This is a genomic window from Salmonella sp. A1325 (assembly GCF_056991255.1).
This window is the reverse complement of the sequence record NZ_JAMLWO010000001.1, coordinates 679,564-701,413: the sequence shown is the minus strand read 5'-3', so window position 1 is coordinate 701,413 and position 21,850 is coordinate 679,564. Positions and strand designations below refer to the sequence as shown.

Below are 21,850 nucleotides of genomic sequence, written 5' to 3'. Positions count from 1 at the left end.
GTTTACTGATAAGTGAAGGAGAATTGCACTACCGCTTTGAACTCCCCGGCGGTGACGTAGCCGGTTGGCGTATATAAGCGAGCGGAAAGCGGGAACGTGGCACTACGGCTGATACTATCCACATTGACGGCCAACGCCCCCTGCGGTGAGATCTCCGTGATGTGGTCACGGCTCATGATCTGTAGCGCCATTCCGGTGGCATCCCCCTGCGTATTGGCAAACTTAGTCGGATCGTCGTTATCGGCGTCGCCGGTAAACGTGACAGTGACCTGCGTGGTGGAGGCCGGACAGGCGGAGAGTGTTAGTGCAAAATCTTGCCATTCGCTGGTATCGCTAACATTGGGGTAATCGACAGCGCGTGCCTGCTCAAACGTCACTGTCTGGTCTTTCGTTTCGGCATCGACGGTACAAGCGGAAGCGACCACCGTGCCGCTCAGGTTAATATCGGCTGCCCGGGCATGCGTGCAGGCCAGGATAATCCACAGGCTGACAACAATGGCGGCGCGTGTTCTGGTTGCCTGTTGCATGATCATGCTACCTCGTCTTATTGATAGGTAAATGTAGCCTGTACCTGGCCTACAATCGTACCTGGCCCCACGCCGCCCTTCGAAACTGCACGGGTACGTAGTTGCAGATCGTAAGCATGAGTACCTGATGGAATGGTAACGTTTTCCAGAGAAGTGCCATTGCTTAATGTTGTCGCACCATCCTGGGTGGTTAACTCCAACGCCAGGTTTGTGGCGGAACCGGTATTCAGATATTTGGTAGCGTCGGTATCTGTGGTACCGCTGAAGGCGACGCTAAAGCTGGAAGTTGAGGCCGGGCAGGCGGTCAGCCTCAGGGTAAATTCTTTCCAGCCGGTAGAACTGCCACCAGCGGATAAACTGTCCGCCTGAATATTATCCCCCAGGTTTACTTCCAGTGAGTCGTTGCCCCCATTGACCACGCAGGGGGAAGCGACAACAGTACCAGTAATATCAATATTCACGGCCTGACTGGTCGCAGAAAACAAACCACTACAGATCAGTGTTGCCAGCGCCAGTTTTTTATTTACGATCATTTTCATTGTTATTCCTTAACGTTTAGTTATAGCTAACATCAAACTCCAGTGCTGACTTCACTCTGCCCGCAGTGACGGTGCTGCTGTTATCAATGTAATAGCCAATTTTATAATTCGGGATGTCATAATCTCCCGAACCGGTATAATCGAGGGGGATATCTGTATTAAATTTTCCATAGCCAGATCCGTCGGCATTTTGTAATTGCACATATACCCCATTGGCATAACCTGTGCCGGTTTCCGTTTTCATCACGCCATTCGAAGCATCATGGGCACCATAAACGGCTTTCAGTTCATAACTGATGCCGTTAATCGCGCCGGGGCAGTTAGTGAGCTTGAGCGGTGGCGTGATATCAATGACATTCTGCGCCCCGTTAACCAGATTACTGCCATACAATGGAGGTAGTTTGATTTCTGTAGGTGCATTAATTGTGCATGCCGTCATCTTCGGTTGGCTACCAGAAATACCGTTATAAACAACACCAGAAAATAAAGGGGTACCAACGCCATCTGGGTTATGAATGTTTAGTGTCACAATGGGGGCCGATGTGATATTCCCTGCAGGAACGTTATCAGTCAATCTAACAAGTTGGTAATACACATGAATATATGTGTTCAGTGTATCGGTTGAGATATTTCCAGAAAGATTTACACGATAATCTGGCGAGGTAGTTGAGCCATCAACCGGATCGGTGGAAGATGATGTGATCTTCAGCCTATATTTAATGCCAATGCCGGCGTTATTGGTCGCATAAAGATTATCCCCAAGCTGAGTGCCGCTGATGGATAGATCGGCATAAGAGTTATGCGTGTCATCGTTAACATATATCTTAATAGGCGTTGAGCCATTTTCGGCCCACCAGCCATTGTCCTGACCGGCGTTGGCCGGGATAGTCAAATCGATAAATTTATACTGTTTAGGCGTGATAGTCGCATCGTAAAAATAATCAGCACTAGCCGTATTCGATAATAAAAAATTACCGACGATGAGCAATATGGTTAAAAAAGACTTTTGCATCAGGTTCTCCTTTATTACTGACAACGCGCATTCATTTCCACAACGCCACTGGCGGGCGTGGCTTCAGGTAGCTGATAGGTGATGCGGCACTGTTCATTGCCTGTCTGGCCCCATTTTGCGGTTAGTGTCCCTTGATCTGTCATCCCTGACAGGTAAACCTGACCACCATCACCAACTATCGCCGCCGAGGCGGTGGTGGACTGGCTATCGGACACCATCGCGCCAAACGGTACGACATCGCCGTTGCTGCGGGTTAACGTCATCAGGACGCGCTTGCCCACGTGAGTATCGAATCGGGCGCGAACCACCGCGCCGCGCGTTGGGGTGACGGTCTGGCTGGAGAGCGTCAGGTCGGCATCGTCAGGTAACTCTTCCGTGTTCAGTGAAATCGCACCTTCCCGATAGGGGCTGATGTACGGCACGATGGTATAACCGCGGAAGTCGGTGCTGACTCCGGTCTGGTTATTGATGCTGACGCCGCTGGCGCCCGGGGCTTCTACCAGCGCGATCGTTTCGCCCAGCGGCTGACTCAAGGTAATGCCGTGGGCATGGGCCACAACGCCGCCTTCAATGCCGTAGTTCACGCGCTGCTGATCGTGGTCATAACCGTATGCCGCATTGACCCGAGCATAGGAACCCTGGTAATCGAGACTGCCATAACCGCCGTTGCCCTCGCCGTGGTTGGTTTCGCTCTCCTGCACGCTCCAGTTGAGATTCTGATCTTCCAGCGCAGCCCCGTTTAGTCCCACCGTATGACTGGTATCGCCCTGTTTACTGGTATTCAGGTTGTAGCTGGCCCAGCTGTTCTTCAGCCAGTAATCGAGCGGAATATTGATGTTCAGAGAGAAAATCTGATCCTCTTCGTAGGTTTTGGTGCTGTCGTGACCATTGTTATTGCTATCGTCACTGGCGTTGGTATTACGGTTATAGCTGTAGTTCAGGCTGTAGGTGATGCCGTTCCAACTGTTGCTGTAACCCACACCGATGGAGCGCATTTTTCGGTCACTGTTCCAGTAATCCTGGCTGATGGCGTTAAGTGAGACGGAGCCGCCGTTCTCCCACAAATTCTGGCTGAGCTGGATTTCGGCGCGGTTCTTTTTACGATCCGTGGTGTTCTGCCAGTCGTCGTCCCGCCAGGTGTCCAGCACCTCCTGGAGGGTGTAGTAGCCCGATGTAGAGTAGCGATAACCCGAAATAGAGACATTGGTGCCGGTTTCGAGAATATTTTTACTGTAACGGATGCGCCAGGACTGGCCGCTCTCTTTATCCTGATCTTTTTGTGTTGACCATGCCTGAGTGCCATCCACCGAGACGGCACCCAACTCGCCGAAGTTTTTTCCAAGCCCGGTGAGCAGGGACTTGTAGTGCTGTGAGAACTGGCCCCCGCCGTATACCGTAAGCCCGGCTGGCAGGCCATAAATCAGGGTGGCCTGGGTAAACATTTTTTTGTCGATATCGCTCTCATAGGGGCGATACTGGCCGCTGGTCACGCTGTACTTTAGCCGCCCTTCGCGCTGCAGAATAGGCAGAGAGGCGAAGGCCACCGTCTGATGCTGTTCGCTACCGTCGGCCTCTTTAATTGTGACGTCAAGATCGCCGCTGCTGCCGGTCGGGTACATATCGGTAATCTCAAATGCGCCCGGCGAAACATAGCTTTGATAAATGGTGTAACCATTCTGTTTGATAATTACCTGCGCGTTAGTACGGGCGATGCCGCGCACCACCGGCGCGTAGCCACGCAGGCTATCGGGCAACATATCATCGTCGGAGGCCAGCTGTGCGCCGCGGAACGGCACACTATCAAACAGCTCGGAGGGCGCGGTGCTGTCGCCGAGCGTCAGCTGACTTTTCAGCGCGATAATATTGCGCTGGGCGTAGGTGTAGAGCGAATCCCAGCTTTCATCGGCGCTATCGCCGTTGACGTTGCGATTCCAGGTGCTGTAGTTGCGAATGCGCCAGGGGCCAATATTCAGGCCCGGACGCAGGCTCAGATAATAGCTGTCGGAGTCGATCATATCGCCGCGGCGCGCTTTGGTGTTGGCGCCGGAAAAGCTATAGTTGAGCAGCAGGGCGTTAATGCCCTCATCGAGCCGTTCCGGGGCAATGTAGCCGCGGGCATGGCTGTCTACGGCGGCCTGCGGAATAGACAGCCGTAGCTGCTGGCGTTCAAAGGCGAACTCGGCGCTGGCCTGCGGGATCGCCGCCAGGTTAGCGCAGTCGCCGTGACCAGCAAGATTTGGAAACGCGTCGGTACGAATACCGAACTCGCGCAGCGAGTCAACGCTGAAGCAGGGCTGCAAAGTGGTGTTGCCTGTAGTATCCTTTTGCATAACAAAATTAACGTCATGCACGCCAGCGGACGATTTATTCACAATGACGTCAACGCGATAGGTGCCAGGCATTTGGCCTATGCCTTCTTCAAAAGCGGAAAGATCGGTAAGCTCTTTTCCCGGCCCGTCGATCCCCAGCAGCGCTGGGTTAAAATATTCGCGGGCAAACGCAGTGTTACCGGCTGGCAGTGCGCACTGCAGGGCGATAAAGCAGGCGATTCGACTGAGCGTCATTATTTTTTTGTATGCGTCTGCATTCATCCCGATATCCTTTCGGTGTGGTCTCACAGGCGTTTGTGGTGTTCAGACCCGATAGAGCCGAAATCGTTAATAAGTGTCCAGGTTACGTCGCCGCTGGCCTCGGCGGGCGCGGTAAAGCTGGCGGAACTCATCGGCGCGACATAGGTAGCGTCTTTCACGGTGCTGGTTCCTATCTTCACCGTGCTGAAGTTCATATAGTAGGCTGTGGGATTGGTCACGGTAAGACGGTTACCGCTGTGCTGCCAGGTTAGCTTCGAGGTGACGTTTTCCGGTTGCTCCGTCAACGCCTGCGGACGGTAAATTAATTTAATGCGGGTTTTCACCGCAATTTGCAGAGTGTTAACGTTATCCTGCTTTTCCGTCGTCGATGGGATCGACTTAATATTCATCCAGTAGAGGGACTCACGATCTTCCGGCAGATTGCCGCCAGTACGGAGAATTCGCAGATTATTTTCCTGCCCTGCGCCTAAACGAAAAAGCGGCGGCGTGACCATAAACGGCGATTTATCGCTGCTTTTTTCCCCAGCGTCACTCCATGATTGAATGAGATAAGAAGATTGGTCCGGATTTTTAACGCTAATCGACGTTTCTTTTTTATCGCCGTTATAAATAATACGGGTTCCGCCGATAATAACACCAGCCTGTACGGTTGTCGTAGTGAATATAAGCGTGGCGGCAGTGAGTAAACTATATTTATTCATGGAGTATCTCCAAAGCAAAGCCGGGTCCATCCGGCTTTATTGGTTTACTAAAACGAGAGAATAAATTCCGCGCGATTAGTTGTAGGTCAGAGTAAAGTTAACGACGCCGTTGGCATCGCCGCCTGATACGCTGTCTTCTGTCGCGATATAACGGGCGAAAAAGTCGAGGTTTGTTTCTTCTGCCGCATCGGAGGCAATAGTAACGGATTTAGACTCAGTACCCAGCGGCAGTTCGCTGGTATCGCTATTCAATAACTGGATAGCGACACCTTTAGCGACGCCGGTAGTGCCGTAACCGGTGATTTGCAGATAGTCGTTATTAAGGGGGTCCGGCGTACCGTCATATTTTACGGAAACCGGTTTTCCCAGCAGCTCTGCAGGGCAGGCGGTTAATACCAGTGAAAACTTGGTGGTTGCTGCCGTTGAGCCAGCGTTGGTAAACGCTGTTTTAGAGACCTCGCCCAGCTTGACATCCTGAGAACTGGTGACACTGCCGTTAATTTTGCAACCTGCTTCGATGATTTTGCCGGTAAAATTAACCTGGCCATCCTGAGCCATTGCAGTCGAAGCAAGCCCCATTGCGGTGAATAATACAGCAGCGGCAAATTTTCCTTTCATTAAAAATGTCCTTTCATGGTCGACTCGATACGTAGATATTACTCAGCGCACGATAAATAGGCTTTGAGTAATAAATATATTAATTATGACTTTCTAATTGCAGTATTAAATATGATAGGGTAACGTCAGACGATACCCAATTGCATTTTGACCATATGTGAAAGTTATGGCTATAAATAATATCTAATTAGTGCTTTTTGTTTTGCTAAATATATTCGCTCAATAAATCAATTTCGTAATTTAAGATGTTGTGATTAATATTATTGCTATAATTTATTTGTCATGGTTGACATAAATATGCCTTTTCTTATTAAAATAAGGAAAATCCGAAAAATAACGTGTTATCTTGCTGGCAAAGCCCTTGCGCGCAGGCCATTCCCCTGACACTCTGATGGGCTGTTATCTGGAGGATGAATGTATCTGATTAACGGCCAATCCACTGAACGACTCGCGGTGAATGACCGGGGGGTGCAGTTCGGAGACGGTTGCTTTACCACTGCTCGGATCGCGGCGGGGGAGATTGCCCTGTTTTCCCGTCATCTGGCTCGCCTGGAAGAAACGTGCTCTCGTTTGGCGATCCCCTTTAACGATTGGGATGTATTAGCAAAAGAGATGCGCCGCCTGGCACAACCGCATCGGGAAGGCGTGCTGAAAGTGATGATTACTCGCGGCGCAGGCGGACGCGGTTACAGCGCCGCCAGTTGTCAATTACCCACACGGATTCTTAGCGTGTCGCCTTATCCTGCCCACTATGCCCGCTGGAAAAACGAGGGGATCACTCTTACCCTTAGTCCCATACCGCTTGGGCGCAATCCTTATCTTGCCGGATTAAAACATCTGAACCGCCTCGAACAGGTGTTGATTCGCTCTCATCTTGAGCAGACGGACGCCGATGAGACGCTGGTTCTTGACAGCGAGGGATGGGTTACGGAATGCTGTGCGGCTAATTTGTTCTGGCGTACAGGCGACATTGTTTTTACGCCGCGTCTGGATCAGGCCGGGGTGAACGGCATTATGCGACAATTTTGTTTACGCCAACTGGCGCAATCTCCTTTCCAGGTTCTTGAAGTACAGGCGAGAGAGGAGGCAGTCAGGCAGGCGGATGAGATTATCATCTGCAACGCGCTAATGCCGATTATTCCCATACGCGCCTATCACGGGACGTCGTATTCTTCGCGAACACTGTTTCAATTTTTAGCCCCATTTTGTGAGCATCCGAATTAGTTATGAAAAAATTGTCAGGCGTTTTCCTTCTGCTGTTGGTTGTGCTGGGTATTGCCGCGGGCGTGGGGATGTGGAAAGTTCGCCATCTGGCGAACAGCACGTTACTTATTAAAGACGAGACTATCTTTACGCTCAAGGCGGGAACGGGGCGGCTGGCGCTTGGCGACCAGCTTTATGATGAAAAAATCATTAATCGCCCCCGGGTATTTCAGTGGCTGCTGCGCGTGGAGCCTGAGTTATCGCACTTTAAAGCGGGAACTTACCGTTTTACGCCGGGGATGACCGTACGGGAGATGCTTGAGTTGCTGGAGAGCGGCAAAGAAGCGCAATTCCCGTTGCGGTTTGTGGAAGGGATGCGCCTTAGCGATTACCTGAAACAGCTACGAGAGGCGCCGTATATTCGCCATACATTGCCGGATGATGACTACGCCACTGTCGCTCAGGCATTAAAGCTTGCGCACCCGGAATGGGTAGAAGGGTGGTTCTGGCCCGATACCTGGATGTATACCGCCAACACCAGCGATGTCGCTATTCTCAAGCGAGCGCACCAAAAGATGGTGAAAGCTGTCGATACTGTCTGGAAAGGCCGGGCCGAGGGGCTGCCTTATAAAGATCAGAACCAACTGGTGACAATGGCCTCGATTATTGAAAAAGAGACGGCTGTCGCCAGCGAACGCGATCAGGTGGCCTCAGTCTTTATTAATCGCCTGAGAATCGGTATGCGCCTTCAGACCGATCCCACCGTGATTTACGGGATGGGGACGAGTTATAATGGTAACTTGTCGCGTGCGGATCTGGAAAAGCCGACGGCTTATAACACGTATACCATAACCGGGCTGCCGCCAGGACCGATTGCATCGCCCAGCGAAGCGTCATTGCAGGCGGCGGCGCATCCGGCGAAAACGCCGTATCTCTATTTTGTGGCCGACGGTAAAGGCGGTCACACATTTAACACCAATCTTGCCAGCCATAATCGGTCAGTGCAGGAGTACCTGAAAGTGCTTAAGGAAAAAAATGGGCAGTAATTATATCGTCATCGAGGGCCTGGAAGGCGCCGGAAAAACCACTGCGCGCGACGTGGTGGTGGAGACCCTTGAGCAACTGGGTATTCGTAACATGATTTTTACCCGTGAGCCGGGCGGTACGCAGCTTGCCGAAAAACTGAGAAGTCTGGTGCTGGATATCCGATCGGTAGGCGACGAAGTGATTACCGATAAAGCGGAAGTGCTGATGTTTTATGCCGCTCGCGTACAGCTCGTCGAAACGGTAATCAAACCCGCGCTGGCGCAAGGCATATGGGTGATCGGCGATCGCCACGACCTCTCGACCCAGGCGTATCAGGGGGGAGGGCGCGGCATTGATCAAACCATGCTGGCGACACTACGCGATGCCGTGCTGGGCGATTTTCGCCCTGACCTGACGCTGTATCTGGATGTCACGCCGGAAGTCGGACTAAAACGCGCCAGAGCGCGCGGCGATTTGGATCGCATTGAGCAGGAATCTTTTGATTTCTTTAACCGGACTCGCTCGCGTTATCTGGAACTGGCGGCGCAAGACTCGCGTATCCGCACCATTGACGCGACCCAGCCGCTGGATGCCGTCATGCGCGACATTCGCGCTACGGTGACGAAGTGGGTGCAGGAGCAAGCGGCATGAAATGGTATCCATGGTTACGGCCCGCCTATGAAAAACTGGTAGAAAGTTACCAGGCGGGACGTGGGCACCATGCGCTACTGATTCAGGCCTTACCTGGCATGGGCGACGAGGCGCTGTGCTATGCGCTGAGCCGTTATCTGTTATGCCAGCAGCCTGAGGGCCACAAAAGCTGTGGGCATTGCCGTGGCTGTCAGCTTATGCAGGCTGGCACGCATCCGGACTATTACACGCTGACGCCGGATAAAGGCAAAAGCAGCCTCGGCGTAGATGCGGTACGCGAGGTCAGCGAGAAATTGTACGAGCACTCCCGTCTGGGCGGTGCGAAGGTGGTGTGGATTGCGGATGCGGCGCTATTAACCGACGCCGCTGCCAATGCGTTGCTCAAAACGCTGGAAGAGCCGCCGGAGCAAACCTGGTTTTTCCTTGCCAGCCCGGAGCCTGCTCGTCTGTTGGCGACATTACGCAGCCGCTGCCGGCTGCATCATCTGGCGCCGCCGTCCGAATCGTATGCGATGTCATGGCTGTCACGAGAAGTGACAGCGTCACAAGAAGCATTGCTCACGGCGCTACGCCTGAATGCGGGGTCGCCCGGCGCCGCGCTGGCGCTGTTGCAGTCTGAACGCTGGGCGCAGCGTGAGGCGCTGTGTCAGGCGTTAATGGACAGTTTGCATACGGGCGACTGGTATGCGTTATTAACGGCGCTCAATCATGAGCAAGCCCCGGCGCGCTTGCACTGGCTGGCGACGCTGCTGGTAGACGCGCTGAAACGTCAGCACGGCGCGTCGTACCTGACAAACGTTGATGCGGACGCGGTTGTTGCCGCGCTGGCGGGGCCGCTATCCCCGGCGCGTATTCAGGCAATCCTGAACGATGTTTGTCATTGTCGTGATCAATTACTTCATGTGACCGGATTAAACCGCGAACTGGTATTAACCGATCTCATTCTCCGCATCGAGCATTACCTGCAACCAGGCACCTTGTTGCCTGTTCCTCATCTTTGAGAGAGACATTATGTTTTTAGTCGACTCACACTGCCATCTTGATGGTCTGGATTATCAATCTTTGCATAAGGACGTGGACGATGTGCTGGCAAAAGCCGCCGCGCGCGATGTGAAGTTCTGTTTAGCGGTGGCGACGACGCTGCCGGGGTATCGCCATATGCGCGAGCTGGTGGGCAAGCGCGATAATGTGGTCTTTTCCTGTGGCGTGCATCCGTTAAATCAGGATGAAGCATATGACGTAGAAGAACTGCGCCTCCTTGCTGCAGAAGACGATGTGGTGGCGATGGGCGAGACCGGGCTTGATTACTTTTACACGCCTGAGACCAAAATCCGCCAGCAGGCGTCTTTTATTCATCATATCCAGATTGGCCGCGAATTGCATAAACCGGTGATTGTCCATACTCGCGACGCGCGTGCCGATACGCTGGCTATCCTGCGCGAAGAAAAAGTGACGGATTGCGGCGGCGTACTACACTGTTTTACAGAAGACAGAGAAACGGCCGGCAAATTGTTGGATCTGGGGTTTTATATCTCTTTTTCCGGCATCGTAACGTTCCGTAACGCTGAGCAGTTGCGTGATGCGGCGCGCTATGTGCCGCTGGATCGGTTATTAGTCGAGACCGATTCTCCTTATCTGGCACCGGTGCCGCATCGCGGTAAAGAGAACCAGCCTGCGATGGTACGCGACGTCGCAGAATATATGGCGGTATTGAAAGGGGTTGCCGTTGAAGAACTGGCGCAGATCACCACCGATAACTTTGCTCGCCTGTTCCATATTGACGCGTCTCGCCTGTCATCAATCCGTTAAACGAGTTTTTTTAAAGCTCGTAATTAATAAGCAAAGCGCGTAAAGTTCACCGCCACAAAAGGGGCGGTGAGCGAGATTATAGAAACATTCGGAAACTCATTTTGGCAGAATGTGATACTTTTTAGGCTATCTGGCGCTGAAACGTGATAGCCGTCAAACAAAATCAGACGTATTTATTTTACTCTGTGTAATAAATAAAAGGGCACTTAGATGTCCTGTCCACGGCGGGGTTCTCCCCCCTCGCCAATGCGTGAGAACGTAGAAAAGCACAAATACTCAGGAGCACTCTCAATTATGTTTAAGAATGCATTTGCTAACCTGCAAAAGGTCGGTAAATCGCTGATGCTGCCGGTATCCGTACTCCCTATCGCAGGTATCCTGCTGGGTGTCGGTTCCGCTAACTTCAGCTGGCTGCCAGCCGTTGTATCGCACGTTATGGCAGAAGCGGGCGGATCTGTTTTTGCCAATATGCCGCTGATTTTCGCTATCGGCGTGGCGTTGGGCTTTACCAACAACGACGGCGTTTCGGCTCTGGCGGCGGTAGTAGCGTATGGCATCATGGTGAAAACCATGGCTGTGGTTGCGCCGCTGGTTCTGCATTTACCTGCTGAAGAGATCGCCGCTAAACACCTTGCTGATACGGGTGTTCTCGGGGGGATTATCTCCGGTGCGATCGCAGCGTATATGTTTAACCGCTTCTACCGTATCAAACTGCCTGAGTATCTGGGCTTCTTTGCGGGCAAACGCTTCGTGCCGATCATTTCGGGTCTGGCCGCTATTTTTACCGGTGTGGTGCTGTCTTTCGTATGGCCGCCAATCGGTACGGCTATCCAGGCGTTCTCGCAGTGGGCGGCTTATCAGAACCCGGTTGTCGCGTTTGGCATTTACGGTTTTATCGAGCGTTGCCTGGTGCCGTTTGGCCTGCATCATATCTGGAACGTTCCTTTCCAGATGCAGATCGGCGAATACACCAACGCAGCGGGCCAGGTATTCCACGGCGACATTCCGCGTTATATGGCGGGCGACCCGACGGCAGGTATGTTGTCTGGCGGCTTCCTGTTCAAAATGTACGGTCTGCCGGCTGCGGCCATTGCTATCTGGCACTCTGCTAAACCGGAAAACCGCGCAAAAGTGGGCGGTATCATGATTTCCGCCGCGCTGACCTCGTTTTTGACGGGTATTACCGAGCCTATCGAGTTCTCCTTCATGTTCGTGGCGCCGATCCTGTACATCATTCACGCGATTCTGGCAGGTCTGGCATTCCCGATCTGTATCCTGCTGGGGATGCGTGACGGTACGTCGTTCTCCCACGGTCTGATCGACTTTATCGTGCTGTCCGGTAACAGCAGCAAATTGTGGCTGTTCCCGATTGTTGGCGCCGGTTATGCGATTGTGTACTACACCGTGTTCCGCGTGCTGATCAAAGCGCTGGATCTGAAAACGCCGGGTCGTGAAGACACTACTGATGACGCAAAAGCGGGTGCGACCAGCGAAATGGCGCCGGCTTTGGTTGCGGCGTTTGGCGGTAAAGAGAACATCACTAACCTGGATGCCTGTATCACGCGTCTGCGTGTGAGCGTAGCCGATGTAGCGAAAGTGGATCAGGCTGGCCTGAAGAAACTGGGCGCGGCAGGCGTTGTCGTCGCGGGTTCCGGCGTTCAGGCTATTTTCGGTACGAAATCCGATAACCTGAAAACGGAAATGGATGAGTACATCCGTAACAGCTAAGCAGTAATGATGTTGGGGAGAATTAAGGCAGCCATTCGGCTGCCTTTTTTTAATGGTGCTTTATATGCCGCTCTCCGACAGTCTGTCAGAACTGATAATTGGCGGTGAGGCTGACGTTACGCGGCGCGCCGTAAACAATGGAACCATCAATATTGGTGTCGTAGGTTTTATCAAACAGGTTGTTGATGTTTCCCTGTACGGAGAAATTTTTCGTCACCTGATAGCGGGTAAACAGATCGACCAGCGCATAGCTGCCCTGTTCGGCGCGGAAAGTGCCGTACGGCGTCGTGGTATCTTTGTAAACCCGATTCTGCCAGTTCACGCCGCCTCCGACCGTCAGCTCCGGTATCGCTGGCAGACGATAGCGGGTGAATAACTTCACGCTGGTGCGCGGGAGATTAGGGTTCACGGCGTTACCTTCATTGTCCTCGGCAACATACCGGGTAGCCCCGAAAGTCATCTGCCAGTTATCGGTAATTGCGCCGTTCACTTCGAATTCGACGCCTTTGCTCACCGTTCCGTCAGTAGACTTCCAGGCAAACTCCCCATTACTGCCAGGGATGGGAATAGTGGTTGCCTGAGCGACGTTATCCTGCTCAATGCGGAACACGGACAACGTGGTGGTGAGGCGACTGTTCATCCAGTCGGACTTCAGACCCGCTTCATAGTTATTACCGGTAATCGGAGCCAGATATTGACCCGCTTTGTCGCGTTTATTCTGCGGCTGAAAGATAGAGGTATAACTGGCATAAGCGGACCAGTTGTCGTTGATATCATAAATCAGCCCGGCATACGGTGTGGTATGGTTTTTCTCCATGCTGTAGGTCAGTGTATCAACACGCCAGTTGGTATAACGAGCGCCAAGAATCAGATGCAGCGGGTCGGCCAGCGAAATGCGCGTAGCGGCATACAGCGATTTCATATGCGTGGTATCGTCCTGCGCCAGATTTTGTGGCGCCCAGTGGGTTTGGGGGAAATTACCGTTAAAGGCGCTGAAGTTGCCAATGTCGTCCGGAAAGACGTTCGCCCAGGCGCTAAAATAGCGGTTATTCTGTTTACTATAACTGCCGCCAAACATCATATTGTGCTGACGGCCAAACAGCTCATAAGCGCCATCGGCAAAGAGATCTATGGCATCTACTTTGCGCTTGCCGCTGTTCCAGCCCGTACCGCCGACCACGGGGTAGCTTGCGCCATAAGGACTCACCAGCGTACCTGTCTCTTTATCGACTAACGCATCGATATACATCATTTTACTGTCGAATTTGACCTCAGTATGGGTCGCATTCAGGGTCGCCTGCCAGCTTTCGGCAAAACGCTGTTTAAACGTGACGAAGAATTTATTTATCTCTTTGTTGTTATAAGCCCAGTCCGGGGCGGTACTACGCGCGCGGTCATAGCTATTTTTACTGCCATCGGTGCTCCAGCGCGGCAGACCGCCCCAGGTCGGGCTGTTGACATCAATTTTTTGATATTCATAACCGGCTGAAAGGCTGGTAGTTGCACCCAGATCGGCATCGATAATTCCGGAAAAGAACGCTTTCTCACTGTTATAGCGGTCCAGCCAGGAATCATTATTCTGATAACCCGCCACGATGCGCCCACGGACATTGCCGTCTGCGGTGAGCGGACTTTGCAGATCCATGACGTAACGCTGCTTATTCCAGCTACCGTATTCTGTGGAGACGTTACCTTTGAACTCCCGACTGGTGGCGTGTTTACGAATCATATTTATTGAGGCAGAAGGATTACCGGTTCCGGTCATCAGCCCATTCGCGCCGCGAACCACCTCCACGCGCTCATACAGCGCGGTATCCGTTAGCGCATCGCCCAGATTCCAGCGGGACTCAAAATACGTTGGAATACCGTCAACCATATAGTTGTCAATTTCAAACCCGCGCGAGTAATAGCTGATGCGATCGGAGTCAGCCTGGCTTCCGCTGATCCCCAGTGTATTGGTCATCACCTCGCCCAGGGTTTGCAACTGCTGGTCTTCCATACGCTGCTGGCTGACAATACTGACTGACTGCGGGATATCGCGCTGAGTCATCGGCATTTTGGTGCCCGCTGCGGTCGTTTTCACGCTGTAATCCTGTTCTTCGCGGTTTACGGCGTCAGCGGTCGTCGCGCCTTCGACAATAACGGTATCCTCAGCCGCGAAGGCGGCAGGCATAAATGCCATCGCCATACCCATAGCTAACAGCGACGGTGCGGCGGTGGACTGAAGGTGTTTATCCCGGCGGTATTGAATGAAAGACATCTGAAAATCCTTGCTTGTTATTGGGGTAAGTTCAGGACGTATGACGTTGAACCTTTTCATTCTTTGCTGGCTAATGCGCATAAAAATGCAAATGAGAAATATACGCATTTGTATTAAATGTGTAAAACGGTATAACCAGGGAAACTAGAAATATTTTTTAAGCGTACAAAGGCGTCATGGCAGGGGGATATGGCGGTAAGTCCAGCATGTAGTCATTTTTCGCTTAATAAATCGTGGGTTAAAGTTGAAAGAGCGTCGGTAACTCGCTCATACTCTATACTCGCAGTATGGCTCGGCGTAGCATGTGCGCTGCAAGGGCTATTATGAAAAAGGAAAACGTCGTGGCAGAAGAAACTATATTCAGCAAAATTATTCGTCGTGAAATCCCTTCGGATATCGTTTATCAGGATGAGCTGGTCACCGCCTTTCGTGATATTTCACCGCAGGCGCCGACGCATATCTTGATTATTCCCAATATCCTGATCCCAACCGTCAATGACGTGACGGCGGAACATGAACAGGCGTTAGGTCGGATGATCACCGTGGCGGCGAAAATCGCCGAACAGGAAGGCATTGCCGAAGATGGGTATCGTTTAATCATGAATACCAACCGTCATGGGGGCCAGGAGGTTTATCATATCCATATGCACCTACTGGGCGGCCGCCCGCTAGGCCCGATGCTGGCGCATAAAGGCTTGTAAGTATGATCAAAGGATGCATCGCGGTTTTTCTGGGCTTGCTGCTGCTTACCGGCTGCCGGTCACACCCTGAAATTCCGGTAAGCGACGCGCAGTCGCTGGTGATGGAGTCCACGGTTCTGGCGGCGGGCGTGACCGCAGAGCCGCCTGAGCTGACGGCGTCTGATATCCAGCCATCAGCCTCTTCCCGCGTCTATAACGAAAGGCAAGAGCCCATAACCGTTCATTATCGGTTTTACTGGTATGACGCGCGGGGGCTGGAGATGCATCCGCTGGAGGCGCCGCGTAGCGTAACCATACCCGCGCGTTCGTCGGTAACGCTATTTGGCAGCGCCAATTATCTGGGGGCGCATAAGGTCAGGCTTTATCTTTATTTGTGAGGAGTGAATTTTGATGACAAAAATGCATCGCTACGCTGCCATTGCTGCGCTGGCGATATTTCTCTCCGGGTGTATGGCGCAACGTCAACCTGCGCCAGTTGAAGAGGTAAAACCAGCGCCAGAACAACCCGCGCAGCCGCCGCAGCCTCCTGTTGTGCCGTCTGTGCCAACCATTCCACAGCAACCGGGGCCGATCGAACATGAAGATCAAACGGGCCAGCCAGCGCCTAAGGTGCGCCACTATGACTGGAACGGCGCGATGCAACCGCTGGTCAGCAAAATGTTGCAGGCTGATGGCGTGACGGCCGGAAGCGTATTGCTTGTCGACAGCGTGAATAACCGGACGAATGGGTCATTAAATGCGAACGAGGCAACGGAAACGTTACGTAATGCGCTGGCGAACAACGGTAAATTTACGCTGGTCTCCGTACAGCAACTCTCGATGGCAAAACAGCAGTTAGGGTTGTCTCCGCAGGATAGTCTGGGAACGCGCAGTAAAGCTATTGGCATTGCGCGTAATGTCGGGGCGCAATATGTACTTTACTCCAGCGCATCCGGTAACGTTAACGCGCCTGCATTACAGATGCAGTTAATGCTGGTGCAAACTGGCGAGATAATCTGGTCAGGTAAAGGTGCGGTCCAACAACAATAATCCCTTAACGCGCGACGAGATCCTGTCGCGCTATTTTCCCCAGTATCGTCCCGCCGTCGCCGCATCGCAGGGGCTAAGCGGCGGGAGCTGTATTATTGCCCACGATACTCACCGTGTCGTGCTGCGTCGTCATCACGACCCCGACGCTCCACCAGCCCATTTTTTACGTCATTACCGCGCCTTATCCCAATTGCCGGCCAGTCTTGCGCCGCGAGCGCTTTTTTATACGCCAGGCTGGATGGCGGTAGAATATCTGCATGGTGTGGTAAATTCCGCTCTGCCAGATGCCGACGAACTGGCGGCCTTACTGTATCATTTGCATCAACAGCCGCGTTTTGGCTGGCGTATTGCGCTATCGTCACTATTGGCGCAGTACTGGTCGTGTTGCGATCCGGCAAGGCGTACGCCGTTTTGGTTGCGGCGGCTCAAACAGTTGCAAAAAAACGGTGAACCTCGCCCGCTGCGGCTCGCGCCTTTGCATATGGATGTCCATGGCGACAATATAGTATTAACGTCCGCCGGGTTGAAACTGATTGACTGGGAGTATGCCGGCGACGGCGATATTGCGTTGGAGCTGGCGGCAGTATGGGTTGAGGATGAACGGCAGCACCGACAACTGGCAAACGCTTATGCCGCGCGCGCGCGAATCGACGCCCGGCAGCTATGGCGACAGATACGCTTATGGCACCCGTGGGTCATTATGCTAAAAGCAGGGTGGTTCGAATATCGCTGGCGACAAACCGGCGAGCAACAATTTATCAGGCTGGCCGATGAAACCTGGCGCCAGCTACGTATGAAAGGATAAGGAGAGCAGTGTGGGCCCAGTAATGTTGAATGTCGAAGGATGTGAGCTGGATGCGGAGGAGCGCGAGATACTGGCGCATCCGCTGGTTGGCGGGCTTATTCTGTTCACGCGTAATTACCATGACCCGGAACAGCTGCGCGAATTAGTGCGCCAGATTCGGGCGGCATCGCGTAACCATCTGGTGGTGGCCGTCGATCAGGAAGGCGGGCGCGTACAGCGTTTCCGTGACGGGTTTACCCGCCTGCCCGCGGCGCAATCTTTTTTTGCGCTGCATGGGCTGGAAGAGGGGGGGCGACTGGCGCAGGAGGCAGGGTGGCTGATGGCCAGCGAAATGATCGCGATGGATATTGATATCAGTTTTGCGCCAGTGCTGGACGTCGGGCATATCAGCGCGGCAATTGGCGAGCGCTCCTATCATGCCGATCCCGCAAAAGCGTTGGCAATGGCAACGCGCTTTATTGACGGCATGCATGACGCCGGAATGAAAACGACCGGTAAGCATTTCCCCGGCCACGGCGCGGTCACGGCGGACTCCCACAAAGAGACGCCGTGCGATCCACGTCCTGAAACGGACATCCGTGGCAAAGATATGTCGGTGTTTCGCACGCTGATTAGCGAGAATAAACTGGATGCGATTATGCCTGCCCACGTGATCTACCGCGCTATCGATCCGCGTCCGGCAAGCGGTTCGCCGTACTGGCTGAAAACGGTGCTGCGTCAGGAGTTAGGCTTTGACGGCGTCATTTTCTCCGACGATCTGTCTATGGAGGGCGCGGCGATTATGGGCAGCTATGCTGAGCGCGCTCAGGCGTCGCTGGATGCGGGTTGCGATATGATTCTGGTCTGCAATAATCGTAAAGGCGCAGTCAGCGTGTTGGATAATCTGTCGCCGATCAAAGCAGAACGTGTTACACGTTTGTATCATAAAGGTTCATTTTCACGCCGGGAGCTCATGGACTCAGCACGCTGGAAAACAGCCAGCGCCCAGCTCAACCAGTTACATGAACGCTGGCAGGAAGAAAAAGCAGGTCATTAACTCGAGTTTTCGTGAGGGTGCCAGATGATTATTTATTTACACGGTTTTGATTCAAATAGTCCGGGCAACCATGAAAAAGTGTTGCAATTACAGTTTATCGACCCGGATGTTCGGCTGGTAAGCTACAGTACGCGGCATCCTAAGCACGATATGCAGCATCTGCTGAAAGAAGTGGACAAAATGTTGCAGTTGAATGTGGACGAGCGCCCTTTAATCTGTGGCGTGGGGCTGGGCGGTTACTGGGCGGAGCGGATTGGCTTTTTGTGCGATATCCGTCAGGTGGTTTTTAACCCGAACCTGTTCCCCTATGAAAACATGGAGGGGAAAATCGATCGCCCGGAAGAATATGCGGACATCGCTACAAAGTGCGTGACCAACTTTCGCGAAAAAAATCGCGATCGTTGTCTGGTGATCCTCTCGCGTCATGACGAAGCGCTGGACAGCCAACGCTCAGCGCAAGCGCTTCACCCGTATTATGAAATTGTGTGGGATGAGGAACAGACTCACAAATTCAAAAATATTTCGCCGCACTTGCAACGTATCAAAGCGTTTAAAACGCTGGGGTAACGCCCCCGGCAATATGGCGTTATCAGTGACCGGATAACCAGCCTTGCGGCTGGTTTTTTTATGCTCAATTCTCGCAAACTGTCTATCTTTTCAGCATGAAAACTTGATGCACATCAATTTTGGTATGACCAATGCACCGTTCATGCTATTCTCATATCAGAAGCTTATTCTCATTAACGTAACTTGTTGTTAATTAAAGGCTATACCAATAACTTTTAATTAACAATTGGTTAATAAATTTAAGGGGGTCACGTTGACTACACCATTAAAAAAGATCGTGATTGTCGGCGGCGGCGCTGGCGGGCTGGAAATGGCGACGCAGTTAGGCCATAAACTGGGGCGCAAGAAAAAAGCGAAAATCACGCTGGTAGACAGAAATCACAGCCATCTGTGGAAACCATTGCTGCACGAAGTGGCGACTGGATCTCTGGACGAAGGCGTGGATGCGTTGAGCTATCTGGCTCATGCGCGTAATCATGGTTTCCAGTTCCAACTGGGGTCGGTGATGGATATCGATCGCGAAGCGAAAACCATCACCATTGCCGAGTTGCGTGATGAAAAGGGCGAACTGCTGGTGCCGGAGCGCAAAATCGCGTATGACACGCTGGTGATGGCGCTGGGCAGCACCTCTAATGATTTCAACACGCCGGGCGTGAAAGAGCACTGTATCTTCCTCGATAACCCGCATCAGGCGCGCCGTTTTCACCAGGAGATGCTGAACCTGTTCCTCAAGTATTCGGCTAATCTGGGCGCGAACGGTAAGGTCAATATCGCCATCGTTGGCGGCGGTGCGACGGGGGTTGAGCTGTCGGCTGAACTGCATAATGCGGTAAAACAGCTGCATAGCTATGGTTATAAGGGGCTGACCAACGACGCGCTGAACGTGACGTTGGTTGAGGCTGGCGAGCGTATTCTGCCTGCGTTGCCGCCGCGTATCTCCAGCGCCGCGCATAATGAACTGACCAAACTGGGCGTTCGCGTGCTGACGCAAACTATGGTCACCAGCGCCGACGAAGGCGGTCTGCATACGAAAGAAGGTGAATATATTCAGGCCGATCTGATGGTGTGGGCGGCGGGTATCAAAGCGCCGGATTTTATGAAAGAAATTGGTGGTCTGGAAACGAACCGCATTAACCAACTGGTGGTGGAACCGACGCTGCAAACCACGCGCGATCCTGATATTTATGCGATTGGCGACTGCGCTTCCTGCGCACGTCCGGAGGGAGGTTTTGTGCCGCCTCGCGCTCAGGCGGCGCATCAGATGGCTACCTGCGCGATGAATAACATTCTGGCGCAGATGAATGGCAAACCGCTGAAAGCTTACCAGTATAAAGATCATGGATCGCTGGTCTCTCTGTCCAACTTCTCTACCGTGGGTAGTCTGATGGGGAACCTGACCCGCGGTTCAATGATGATTGAAGGACGTATCGCCCGCTTCGTGTATATCTCGCTATACCGTATGCACCAGATAGCGCTGCATGGATATTTTAAAACCGGCCTGATGATGCTGGTGGGCAGTATTAACCGCGTCATTCGTCCGCGCCTGAAACTGCATTAATTTCTCTGCGCCTCACCGGCTGCTCGCGCCGGTGAGCGCTTCTCCATCACTCGCTTCGGAGTTGTCCGAATCCTTCAGCTTTACCGCCTCATCCCGCATTTTTCATCCTCATTCCGATTGGCTTTGTTCGCATACTGGTTGCAAAATTGTTACCAATAGCAACGAAGGAGGAACTCCCGTGAATAAATCAATGTTGGCGGGTATAGGGATTGGCGTAGCGGCTGCGCTGGGTGTGGCGGCAGTGGCCAGTCTCAACGTATTTGATCGTGGTCCGCAATATGCGCAGGTGATATCGGCTAAACCGATTAAAGAGACGGTAAAAACGCCGCGTCAGGAGTGCCGTAATGTCACGGTCACGCATCGCAGACCGGTTCAGGACGAAAACCGTATTGCCGGCTCGGTGCTTGGCGCAGTAGCAGGCGGCGTGATTGGACATCAATTTGGCGGTGGTCGTGGTAAAGATGTGGCGACGGTCGTCGGGGCGCTGGGCGGCGGTTATGCTGGCAATCAAATCCAGGGGTCAATGCAGGAAAGTGATACTTACACTACCACGCAGCAACGCTGTAAGACGGTGTATGACAAATCTGAAAAGATGCTTGGCTACGACGTGACCTACAAAATTGGCGATCAGCAGGGCAAAATCCGCATGGATAAAGACCCCGGAACGCAAATTCCCCTCGACGGCAATGGTCAACTGGTTCTGAATAACAAAGCATAAAAAAGCTGTACTCTGCAAGTTAGCCCCTCATTCGCTCAGGCTGAGGGGCTTTTTTTATCCGAAGCCGCGTCGTTCAGGACTTGAGCAGTTCAGGCCAGATGCGCAGGGTCGTACGCGTAATTTGCATCAGTTGTTCGAAGGTGGCTCCCTCGCGGGCGCTGATCGACATTCCCTGTAAAATACAGTTGATATATTCCGCGAGCGCCTGCGGGTTACAGTGCGCCGGAATTTCACCGCGCTCCTGACGTTGGCGCAAAAACTGGATGAGCGTCTGTTCCTGCATGGCGTGGCGTGATTTTACCGTGCGAGCGATATCGCGCGAGGAGGCGGCGAGGGTGGCGGACGTATTAATCATAAAGCAGCCAGCCGGCGTGTCCGTACTGGTAAAGCAGGCGGCAATTTCTGTGAAGTAATCTTCCAGCGCCGATTCCACGCTTTTCTCTTCACAAAAGAGCTGGGCTTCGTGCTTTGAGGCAAAGCGAGTGATGTAGCGATCCAGGACAGCGCGAAATAATCCTTCTTTGTTAGTGAATTCCGCATAGAGAGTAGGCGCTTTCGCCCCGGTAGCCTCTACGAGATCGGCAAGCGAAGTTGCTTCATAGCCGTGCTGCCAGAAGAGAGTCATGGCCTTATCAAGCGCAGCTTCCCTGTCGAACACTTTTGGTCGGCCACGGCTTTTCTTCGCGCAACTCGTGGTATCCGTTGTCATGATGCCGTTGTACCTGTTTAAAGAGCGGTCTCTCTATTATAAAAACAAACCACTTCTGGCTC

The 21,850-nt window shown here is 52.8% G+C and carries 22 protein-coding genes; 14 read left to right on the top strand and 8 right to left on the bottom strand.

Going from position 1 to position 21,850, the window contains the following annotated elements; all coding sequences use genetic code 11:
- Positions 1 to 2: 2 nt before the first annotated feature.
- From NAZ64_RS03660 to NAZ64_RS03635, 6 genes are all read right to left on the bottom strand, one after another.
- Positions 3 to 527, bottom strand: a complete 525-nt coding sequence (locus NAZ64_RS03660; RefSeq protein WP_076936394.1) for a fimbrial protein — start codon at positions 525 to 527, stop codon at positions 3 to 5.
- Positions 528 to 544: 17 nt separating this feature from the next.
- Positions 545 to 1,066: a fimbrial protein gene (locus NAZ64_RS03655; RefSeq protein WP_076935114.1), complete on the bottom strand. Its 522-nt coding sequence runs from the start codon at positions 1,064 to 1,066 to the stop codon at positions 545 to 547.
- 16 nt (positions 1,067 to 1,082) lie between these two features.
- Positions 1,083 to 2,078 (bottom strand): fimbrial protein, encoded by a 996-nt coding sequence (locus tag NAZ64_RS03650; protein WP_076935115.1) that lies wholly within the window; start codon positions 2,076 to 2,078, stop codon positions 1,083 to 1,085.
- Positions 2,079 to 2,092: 14 nt separating this feature from the next.
- Positions 2,093 to 4,669: a fimbria/pilus outer membrane usher protein gene (locus NAZ64_RS03645; protein WP_220569266.1), complete on the bottom strand. Its 2,577-nt coding sequence runs from the start codon at positions 4,667 to 4,669 to the stop codon at positions 2,093 to 2,095.
- A gap of 23 nt (positions 4,670 to 4,692) precedes the next feature.
- Positions 4,693 to 5,370 (bottom strand): fimbrial biogenesis chaperone, encoded by a 678-nt coding sequence (locus NAZ64_RS03640; RefSeq protein WP_220569265.1) that lies wholly within the window; start codon positions 5,368 to 5,370, stop codon positions 4,693 to 4,695.
- A 75-nt stretch (positions 5,371 to 5,445) separates the two neighbouring features.
- Positions 5,446 to 5,988 (bottom strand): fimbrial protein, encoded by a 543-nt coding sequence (locus tag NAZ64_RS03635; RefSeq protein WP_220569264.1) that lies wholly within the window; start codon positions 5,986 to 5,988, stop codon positions 5,446 to 5,448.
- A 414-nt stretch (positions 5,989 to 6,402) separates the two neighbouring features.
- Here NAZ64_RS03635 and pabC point away from each other — a divergent pair, with 414 nt between their 5' ends.
- The 6 genes from pabC (at position 6,403) to ptsG (ending at position 12,405) form a co-directional block, all read left to right on the top strand.
- Positions 6,403 to 7,212: an aminodeoxychorismate lyase gene (gene pabC, locus NAZ64_RS03630; protein WP_220569263.1), complete on the top strand. Its 810-nt coding sequence runs from the start codon at positions 6,403 to 6,405 to the stop codon at positions 7,210 to 7,212.
- 2 nt (positions 7,213 to 7,214) lie between these two features.
- Positions 7,215 to 8,237: a cell division protein YceG gene (yceG, locus tag NAZ64_RS03625; RefSeq protein WP_000736454.1), complete on the top strand. Its 1,023-nt coding sequence runs from the start codon at positions 7,215 to 7,217 to the stop codon at positions 8,235 to 8,237.
- Complete coding sequence (gene tmk, locus NAZ64_RS03620; RefSeq protein WP_076935121.1) at positions 8,227 to 8,868, top strand: dTMP kinase; 642 nt, start codon at positions 8,227 to 8,229, stop codon at positions 8,866 to 8,868. Before yceG ends, tmk begins: the two co-directional genes overlap by 11 nt.
- Positions 8,865 to 9,869: a DNA polymerase III subunit delta' gene (gene holB, locus NAZ64_RS03615; protein WP_000872450.1), complete on the top strand. Its 1,005-nt coding sequence runs from the start codon at positions 8,865 to 8,867 to the stop codon at positions 9,867 to 9,869. Before tmk ends, holB begins: the two co-directional genes overlap by 4 nt.
- Positions 9,870 to 9,879: 10 nt before the next feature.
- Positions 9,880 to 10,677 (top strand): metal-dependent hydrolase, encoded by a 798-nt coding sequence (locus NAZ64_RS03610; protein WP_000480268.1) that lies wholly within the window; start codon positions 9,880 to 9,882, stop codon positions 10,675 to 10,677.
- Between the two features lie 294 nt (positions 10,678 to 10,971).
- Entirely contained in the window at positions 10,972 to 12,405 is a 1,434-nt protein-coding gene (gene ptsG / locus NAZ64_RS03605; protein ID WP_000475705.1) for a PTS glucose transporter subunit IIBC, read from the top strand.
- An 85-nt stretch (positions 12,406 to 12,490) separates the two neighbouring features.
- Here the strand turns inward: ptsG and fhuE are convergent, their stop codons facing one another.
- Positions 12,491 to 14,665, bottom strand: a complete 2,175-nt coding sequence (fhuE, locus tag NAZ64_RS03600) for a ferric-rhodotorulic acid/ferric-coprogen receptor FhuE (protein WP_220569262.1) — start codon at positions 14,663 to 14,665, stop codon at positions 12,491 to 12,493.
- A gap of 341 nt (positions 14,666 to 15,006) precedes the next feature.
- Between fhuE and hinT the strand changes: the two genes are divergently transcribed.
- The 8 genes from hinT (at position 15,007) to NAZ64_RS03560 (ending at position 21,079) form a co-directional block, all read left to right on the top strand.
- Complete coding sequence (hinT, locus tag NAZ64_RS03595) at positions 15,007 to 15,366, top strand: purine nucleoside phosphoramidase (RefSeq protein ID WP_001532068.1); 360 nt, start codon at positions 15,007 to 15,009, stop codon at positions 15,364 to 15,366.
- Between the two features lie 2 nt (positions 15,367 to 15,368).
- Positions 15,369 to 15,743, top strand: a complete 375-nt coding sequence (locus tag NAZ64_RS03590) for a YcfL family putative periplasmic lipoprotein (protein WP_079842028.1) — start codon at positions 15,369 to 15,371, stop codon at positions 15,741 to 15,743.
- A 13-nt stretch (positions 15,744 to 15,756) separates the two neighbouring features.
- Positions 15,757 to 16,395, top strand: a complete 639-nt coding sequence (gene lpoB / locus NAZ64_RS03585; protein ID WP_000164359.1) for a penicillin-binding protein activator LpoB — start codon at positions 15,757 to 15,759, stop codon at positions 16,393 to 16,395.
- Complete coding sequence (gene thiK, locus NAZ64_RS03580; protein WP_220569261.1) at positions 16,376 to 17,200, top strand: thiamine kinase; 825 nt, start codon at positions 16,376 to 16,378, stop codon at positions 17,198 to 17,200. The genes lpoB and thiK overlap by 20 nt, the downstream gene beginning before the upstream one ends.
- A gap of 10 nt (positions 17,201 to 17,210) precedes the next feature.
- On the top strand, positions 17,211 to 18,236 hold the full coding sequence (gene nagZ, locus NAZ64_RS03575) for a beta-N-acetylhexosaminidase (RefSeq protein WP_079900476.1): 1,026 nt from the start codon (positions 17,211 to 17,213) through the stop codon (positions 18,234 to 18,236).
- Positions 18,237 to 18,260: 24 nt separating this feature from the next.
- Positions 18,261 to 18,803: an alpha/beta hydrolase YcfP gene (ycfP, locus tag NAZ64_RS03570; RefSeq protein ID WP_000587945.1), complete on the top strand. Its 543-nt coding sequence runs from the start codon at positions 18,261 to 18,263 to the stop codon at positions 18,801 to 18,803.
- Between the two features lie 253 nt (positions 18,804 to 19,056).
- A complete protein-coding gene (gene ndh / locus NAZ64_RS03565; RefSeq protein ID WP_000211053.1) occupies positions 19,057 to 20,361 on the top strand; it encodes an NADH-quinone dehydrogenase in 1,305 nt (434 codons plus the stop codon).
- A 178-nt stretch (positions 20,362 to 20,539) separates the two neighbouring features.
- Positions 20,540 to 21,079 carry a glycine zipper 2TM domain-containing protein gene (locus NAZ64_RS03560; protein ID WP_001043449.1) on the top strand — a complete coding sequence of 180 codons (540 nt, stop codon included), beginning with the start codon at positions 20,540 to 20,542 and terminating at the stop codon, positions 21,077 to 21,079.
- Positions 21,080 to 21,152: 73 nt separating this feature from the next.
- Here NAZ64_RS03560 and comR read toward each other — a convergent pair whose 3' ends face one another.
- A complete protein-coding gene (gene comR / locus NAZ64_RS03555) occupies positions 21,153 to 21,788 on the bottom strand; it encodes a TetR family copper-responsive transcriptional repressor ComR (RefSeq protein WP_000205986.1) in 636 nt (211 codons plus the stop codon).
- Positions 21,789 to 21,850: the final 62 nt, after the last annotated feature.

What these genes read in the sequence shown, in the direction of transcription:
- NAZ64_RS03660 (WP_076936394.1), bottom strand. Translation starts at nt 527, where the DNA reads ATGCAACAGGCAACCAGAACACGCGCCGCCATTGTTGTCAGCCTGTGG.
- NAZ64_RS03655 (WP_076935114.1), bottom strand. Translation starts at nt 1,066, where the DNA reads ATGAAAATGATCGTAAATAAAAAACTGGCGCTGGCAACACTGATCTGT.
- NAZ64_RS03650 (WP_076935115.1), bottom strand. Translation starts at nt 2,078, where the DNA reads ATGCAAAAGTCTTTTTTAACCATATTGCTCATCGTCGGTAATTTTTTA.
- NAZ64_RS03645 (WP_220569266.1), bottom strand. Translation starts at nt 4,669, where the DNA reads ATGAATGCAGACGCATACAAAAAAATAATGACGCTCAGTCGAATCGCC.
- NAZ64_RS03640 (WP_220569265.1), bottom strand. Translation starts at nt 5,370, where the DNA reads ATGAATAAATATAGTTTACTCACTGCCGCCACGCTTATATTCACTACG.
- NAZ64_RS03635 (WP_220569264.1), bottom strand. Translation starts at nt 5,988, where the DNA reads ATGAAAGGAAAATTTGCCGCTGCTGTATTATTCACCGCAATGGGGCTT.
- pabC (WP_220569263.1), top strand. Translation starts at nt 6,403, where the DNA reads ATGTATCTGATTAACGGCCAATCCACTGAACGACTCGCGGTGAATGAC.
- yceG (WP_000736454.1), top strand. Translation starts at nt 7,215, where the DNA reads ATGAAAAAATTGTCAGGCGTTTTCCTTCTGCTGTTGGTTGTGCTGGGT.
- tmk (WP_076935121.1), top strand. Translation starts at nt 8,227, where the DNA reads ATGGGCAGTAATTATATCGTCATCGAGGGCCTGGAAGGCGCCGGAAAA.
- holB (WP_000872450.1), top strand. Translation starts at nt 8,865, where the DNA reads ATGAAATGGTATCCATGGTTACGGCCCGCCTATGAAAAACTGGTAGAA.
- NAZ64_RS03610 (WP_000480268.1), top strand. Translation starts at nt 9,880, where the DNA reads ATGTTTTTAGTCGACTCACACTGCCATCTTGATGGTCTGGATTATCAA.
- ptsG (WP_000475705.1), top strand. Translation starts at nt 10,972, where the DNA reads ATGTTTAAGAATGCATTTGCTAACCTGCAAAAGGTCGGTAAATCGCTG.
- fhuE (WP_220569262.1), bottom strand. Translation starts at nt 14,665, where the DNA reads ATGTCTTTCATTCAATACCGCCGGGATAAACACCTTCAGTCCACCGCC.
- NAZ64_RS03590 (WP_079842028.1), top strand. Translation starts at nt 15,369, where the DNA reads ATGATCAAAGGATGCATCGCGGTTTTTCTGGGCTTGCTGCTGCTTACC.
- lpoB (WP_000164359.1), top strand. Translation starts at nt 15,757, where the DNA reads ATGACAAAAATGCATCGCTACGCTGCCATTGCTGCGCTGGCGATATTT.
- ycfP (WP_000587945.1), top strand. Translation starts at nt 18,261, where the DNA reads ATGATTATTTATTTACACGGTTTTGATTCAAATAGTCCGGGCAACCAT.
- comR (WP_000205986.1), bottom strand. Translation starts at nt 21,788, where the DNA reads ATGACAACGGATACCACGAGTTGCGCGAAGAAAAGCCGTGGCCGACCA.